The 4,619-nt window shown below is 67.6% G+C and carries 5 protein-coding genes; all 5 read right to left on the bottom strand.

Features of this window, described 5'->3' with window-relative positions:
- The coding region (locus tag VGF12_RS15550) for a helix-turn-helix transcriptional regulator (protein ID WP_331176949.1) at positions 1-298 on the bottom strand (298 nt) is incomplete at its 3' end.
- 34 nt (positions 299-332) lie between these two features.
- Positions 333-1,112: a type IV pilus biogenesis/stability protein PilW gene (gene pilW, locus VGF12_RS15545; protein WP_331176948.1), complete on the bottom strand. Its 780-nt coding sequence runs from the start codon at positions 1,110-1,112 to the stop codon at positions 333-335.
- A gap of 21 nt (positions 1,113-1,133) precedes the next feature.
- On the bottom strand, positions 1,134-2,243 hold the full coding sequence (gene rlmN / locus VGF12_RS15540; protein ID WP_331176950.1) for a 23S rRNA (adenine(2503)-C(2))-methyltransferase RlmN: 1,110 nt from the start codon (positions 2,241-2,243) through the stop codon (positions 1,134-1,136).
- Positions 2,244-2,280: 37 nt separating this feature from the next.
- On the bottom strand, positions 2,281-2,709 hold the full coding sequence (gene ndk / locus VGF12_RS15535) for a nucleoside-diphosphate kinase (protein ID WP_057297017.1): 429 nt from the start codon (positions 2,707-2,709) through the stop codon (positions 2,281-2,283).
- Between the two features lie 115 nt (positions 2,710-2,824).
- Positions 2,825-4,619 (bottom strand): pseudouridine synthase (locus tag VGF12_RS15530; RefSeq protein ID WP_331176947.1); only part of this gene is annotated, 1,795 nt, incomplete at its 5' end.

The following is a 4,619-nucleotide window of genomic DNA, read 5'->3' as shown; positions in this document are numbered from 1 at the left end:
GCTGGTTGAGGCCCGGGCGCACGTCGAAGCCCTGCTCGCTGGTACGCGGCAGCAGGGCCAGCACGGGCGCTGGGTCAACCTTGAGCGCACGACACATGGCCGTAGCCAGCGCACGGGCGAAAGTGGCGTCGGGCAGCAGGTCGTAGCGATCGGCCTCCAGGGCTTCCAGCTTGGCTTGCGGCACCTTGAGCATCACGGCCAGCGCCGCGATGTGCAGGCCACGCTGCTGGCGCGCATTCCTGAGCCAGGCACCGGCGGTGGCTGCGGAATTGGCGCGTCCCTCGGAAATGGGTTCCATCGTCTTGTCGTTCTTGTCGTGTGCCGTGAACGGCTTATTCGTCGTAGCGGCCGGAATCCAGGGACTGGGTTTCGGGCGCCTGCGGATACTTGCGGCGCATTTGTTGCGCGAGGTCGTCGACCATGGAGACATCACCCAGCTTGCGCTCGATGCGCAGCTGCAGCCACAGGCTTTGCGCGTTCACCTGCTCGGGCTGGGCATTGACTCGCCTCACGTAGAAGCGCGCGCGCTCCAGCTCGCGGTTGCGGAACAGCACCTCGGACAGGTTCACCGCGATGGCAGGGCTGCCCGGGTCGAGCTCGAAGGCACGCGACAGTGTCTTCTCGGCCACCAGGAGGCGACCGGCGCGGGCCTCACAGACGCCCTTGGCCAGCAGCGTGCGCGCGGGGGCGCGGTACGTGGGCTGGGCCAGCGCCTGATCGAACAGCGAGTCAGCCGTGGGCCAGCGCTGCTGCTGGCACATGAACCACCCGTAGTTGTGCAGCGTGTCCGCGTCGTTGGGATAGACAGCCAGTGCGCGGCGGAAGGCTTCTTCGGCCAGCGCGTTGTCCCCCATGGCGGCGTAAATCAGGCCGCGCAGGTTCACCGCCTCGCGCATGTCAGGCTTGGACTGCAGCGCGAGCTTGAGCTCGTCAAGCGCGGTCGTGAACTGGCCGCGCGAGAAATAGCCCTGGGCCAGCTCCAACCGGATGCCGGCACGGCGGTCGGCGTCCGTCTGGTCGGAGTCGGTCTTGATCTCCCGGTCGGCAGCAGGCCCGGTGCCGGCGCAGGCGGCCAGGAGGGTGGCGGTCAGAACGATCAGCAGTCGCTTCATCAAATCCTCGGCGTTAGAACGTCATGCGGATTTGGCCACCGTCACCGGGGCCCTGACCATGCGGATATGCGCGCGGGTGCGGTCCTGGACTTCACCGGCGAGCTGGCCACAGGCGGCGTCGATGTCGTCGCCGCGGGTCTTGCGCACGGTCGTCACGATACCGGCCTGGATCAGCACCTCGGCGAAGGCCTGCACGCGGGCATTGGTGCTGCGCACCAGCCCCGAGGCAGGGAAGGGATTGAAAGGGATCAGATTGATCTTGCAGCTGACCCGGTTCTTCAACAGTCGCACCAGCTCCTGCGCCTGCTCGGGCGAATCGTTCACCTCCTGCAGCATGCAGTACTCGAAGGTGATGAAGTCGCGCGGTGCCTTCTCGAGGTAGCGGTTGCAGGCGTCCAGCAGCTCGGCGATGGGGTACTTCTTGTTCAGCGGCACAAGCTGGTCGCGCAACGGGTCGGTGGGCGCGTGCAGGCTGACGGCCAATGCCACCGGACAGTCCTCGCGAAGGCGATCGATCATGGGCACGACGCCCGAGGTCGACACCGTCACGCGACGGCGGCTCAGGCCGTACCCGTGGTCGTCCAGCATGGTCCTGAGCGACGGCACGAGGTGGTCGTAGTTCTGCAGCGGCTCACCCATGCCCATCATCACCACATTGGAGATGACGCGTTCGTCCGTGTTCAGACGCTTGCGCAGCGAGTGCTCGGCAAACCAGAGCTGAGCCGTGATCTCGGCCGTCGTCAGGTTGCGGCTGAAGCCCTGGTGGCCCGTGGAGCAGAAACGGCAGCCGACCGCGCAGCCGGCCTGGCTGGAGATGCACAAGGTGCCGCGGTCGTCCTCGGGGATGAAGACCGCCTCGACAGCATTGCCGGCGCCCACGTCGAACAGCCACTTGATGGTGCCGTCGGTCGAGACATGCTCGGAAATGATGTCCAGGCCGCGGATGACGGCCCGGCCGCTGAGCTTCTCGCGCAGCGACTTGGCAAGGTCGGACATCTGTTCGAAGTCCGACGCGCCCTTCTGGTGGATCCAGCGGAAAAGCTGGGTCGCACGGAATTTCTTTTCGCCCAGTTGCTCGCAGTAGGCGGCCAAGCCTGGCAGATCGAATCCGAGTAGGTTGACCGCGTCCATGCGAGCCTCTGAAACGGGGGACATGCCCCCTTTGGGATTACCGGCCGGCGTAGACGTTCATGCCGGGGAAGAAGAATGCCACTTCGACAGCGGCCGTTTCGGCTGCGTCGGAGCCGTGCACGGCGTTGGCGTCGATGCTGTCGGCGAAATCGGCGCGGATGGTGCCCTTTTCGGCCTTCTTCGGATCGGTCGCGCCCATCAGGTCACGGTTCTTCAGGATGGCGCCTTCGCCCTGCAGAGCCTGGATCATCACCGGGCCCGAGATCATGAAGTTGACCAGGTCGTTGAAGAACGGGCGGGCCTTGTGGACGGCGTAGAACTGCTCAGCCTCGACGCGCGACAGGTGCACCATCTTGGCGGCCACGACCTTCAGGCCGGCAGCTTCGAAGCGAGCGTAGATCTGGCCGATGACGTTCTTTGCCACGGCATCGGGCTTGATGATGGACAGGGTGGTTTCGATCGCCATGGGGTTCTCCTGATGGGGCGTATTGGACAAAGCCTGCAATTGTAGCGGGCAGGGATGACCCTAATCGGGTCACGCAGACCGCGGGGAGGGCCGGGCCGGCGGCCCGGGCCTCGAATCAGCGGTGGCGGCCGCCAAAACCACCGCCCGAGCGGCCACCGCCACCGCCCTTGCCGCCACGCCCGCCGCCGCCGCCGCCCCGACGCAGGAAAGCGTCACCTCCGATGTAACCGACTGAGGTCTGCATCGGATCGGGCTCACGCGGACCATTGCCCTTGTTGCCGCCCTTACCGGGCCGGTTGCCCGTCTGCTGGGCGCTGCCACCAGCACCGAAGCCCTGCGGCATGCCGCGCTTGCCGCCCGTCGCATGGCGCCGGTCGAAGGTCTGCTCCAGCGGGTTGATGTGATGTGGGATGAAGTCGTCGTCCTCGTCGTCGTCGTCCCGGCGCTGGGCGCGCTCCTCGCGCGGGGGGCGTTGCTGCTGCGCCTCGGGCGGGCGGCTCGGACGCGGGCCGCCCCCGCCGTGACGATCGTCGGAACGGCGCTTGTTGCGATCCTTCTTGTTGCCCTGGCCCTGCTGCTGGCCCTGGCCTTGTTGCTGCTGGCCTTGGCCAACGTTGGCACCGTGGCCGGCCAGGCGACGGATGACGCGCACGTCGTCGTCGCCCAACTCCACCCACACGCCGCGCTTGAGGCCACGCGGGAGCACGACGGTGCCGTAACGGATGCGGATCAGGCGACTGACGACCATGCCGACCGCCTCGAAGAGCTTGCGCACCTCGCGATTGCGACCTTCGGTGATGACGACGCGGTACCAGCGGTTGGCACCCTCGCCGCCGCCGTCCTCAATGCTCTTGAACGAGGCAGTCTGACCTTCGACGTTCACGCCTTCCAGCAGCTTGGCGCGCTGCTCGTCGCTCAGCGAGCCCAGCACGCGCGCGGCGTACTCGCGCTCGACACCGAAGCGCGGGTGCATCAACTGGTTAGCCAGCTCACCGGAGTTGGTGAACAGCAGCAGACCTTCGGTATTGATGTCCAGGCGGCCGACGGATTGCCACTTCTGCCCCTGCACGCGCGGCAGTGTGCGGAAGACGGTCGGACGGCCCTCGGGGTCGTTGAATGTCGAGACCTCGCCGGTGGGCTTGTGATAAGCCAGGATGCGCGGATTCGGCGGCGAGATGCGCACGCGCACCTCCTTGCCGTTGACGCGGACACGGTCACCGAAGGAAATGCGCTGGCCGACGTGCGCGACCTCGCCGTTCACCTCGATCTTGCCATCCGCGATCCACTCCTCGATGTCACGGCGCGAGCCAATGCCAGCCTGGGCCAGCACCTTTTGCAGCTTGGGCGCGTCGGCATCCGGCGCCAGCACGCGCTTGGTCTCAGCGTCGCCCTCGCCTTCCTCCGCGGCCTCTTCGGCCGCTTCCGGCCTGAGGGCAAGCACGGGCGGCTCGGCATCCGGCGCCTCGGATTCGGCATCCAGGCTGCCCGACAGCACGTCGGCGAAGCGCGCCCCCGCCGCCTCGACCAGTTCAGGCGCCAGCAGCGGGCCCGACTGTTCTCCCCCGGCTGCCTGTGCGGCAGCCTGGCGCTCGGCGCGCTCCTTGCGGTTGCGGCGACGATTGCGGCTGCGGCCGCCGCGCTCGCCGTCCTCTTCTTCGTCGCCCTCACCCTCACTCTCGCCCTCATCGCCGTCGCCGCCCGACGTCGCCGCCGGAGCTTCTTCACCCAACGTGAAGAGGGGCGCCGACTCGGCCACGGGTGCTGGTACTGGTGCTGGTGCAGCGACAGACTCCACCACGACATCCTCGACGGGCGCGGCGGCCGTCTTGCGCGGCGCGCGCTTGCGAGCCGGCGCGGGCGCCTCCTCCGCAGGCGCTGCCTCGGGCGCTGCGGCCGTCTCTTCGGCCGCC

It is taken from the genome of Roseateles sp., assembly GCF_036404855.1.
GTDB lineage: Bacteria > Pseudomonadota > Gammaproteobacteria > Burkholderiales > Burkholderiaceae_C > Pelomonas.
The sequence above is the reverse complement of the archived record's forward strand: the minus strand, read 5'-3'. Positions and strand labels throughout refer to the sequence as shown.

Excerpts from the sequence above, each read along its gene's own strand:
- pilW (WP_331176948.1), bottom strand. The coding sequence starts at position 1,112 with ATGAAGCGACTGCTGATCGTTCTGACCGCCACCCTCCTGGCCGCCTGC.
- rlmN (WP_331176950.1), bottom strand. The coding sequence starts at position 2,243 with ATGGACGCGGTCAACCTACTCGGATTCGATCTGCCAGGCTTGGCCGCC.
- ndk (WP_057297017.1), bottom strand. The coding sequence starts at position 2,709 with ATGGCGATCGAAACCACCCTGTCCATCATCAAGCCCGATGCCGTGGCA.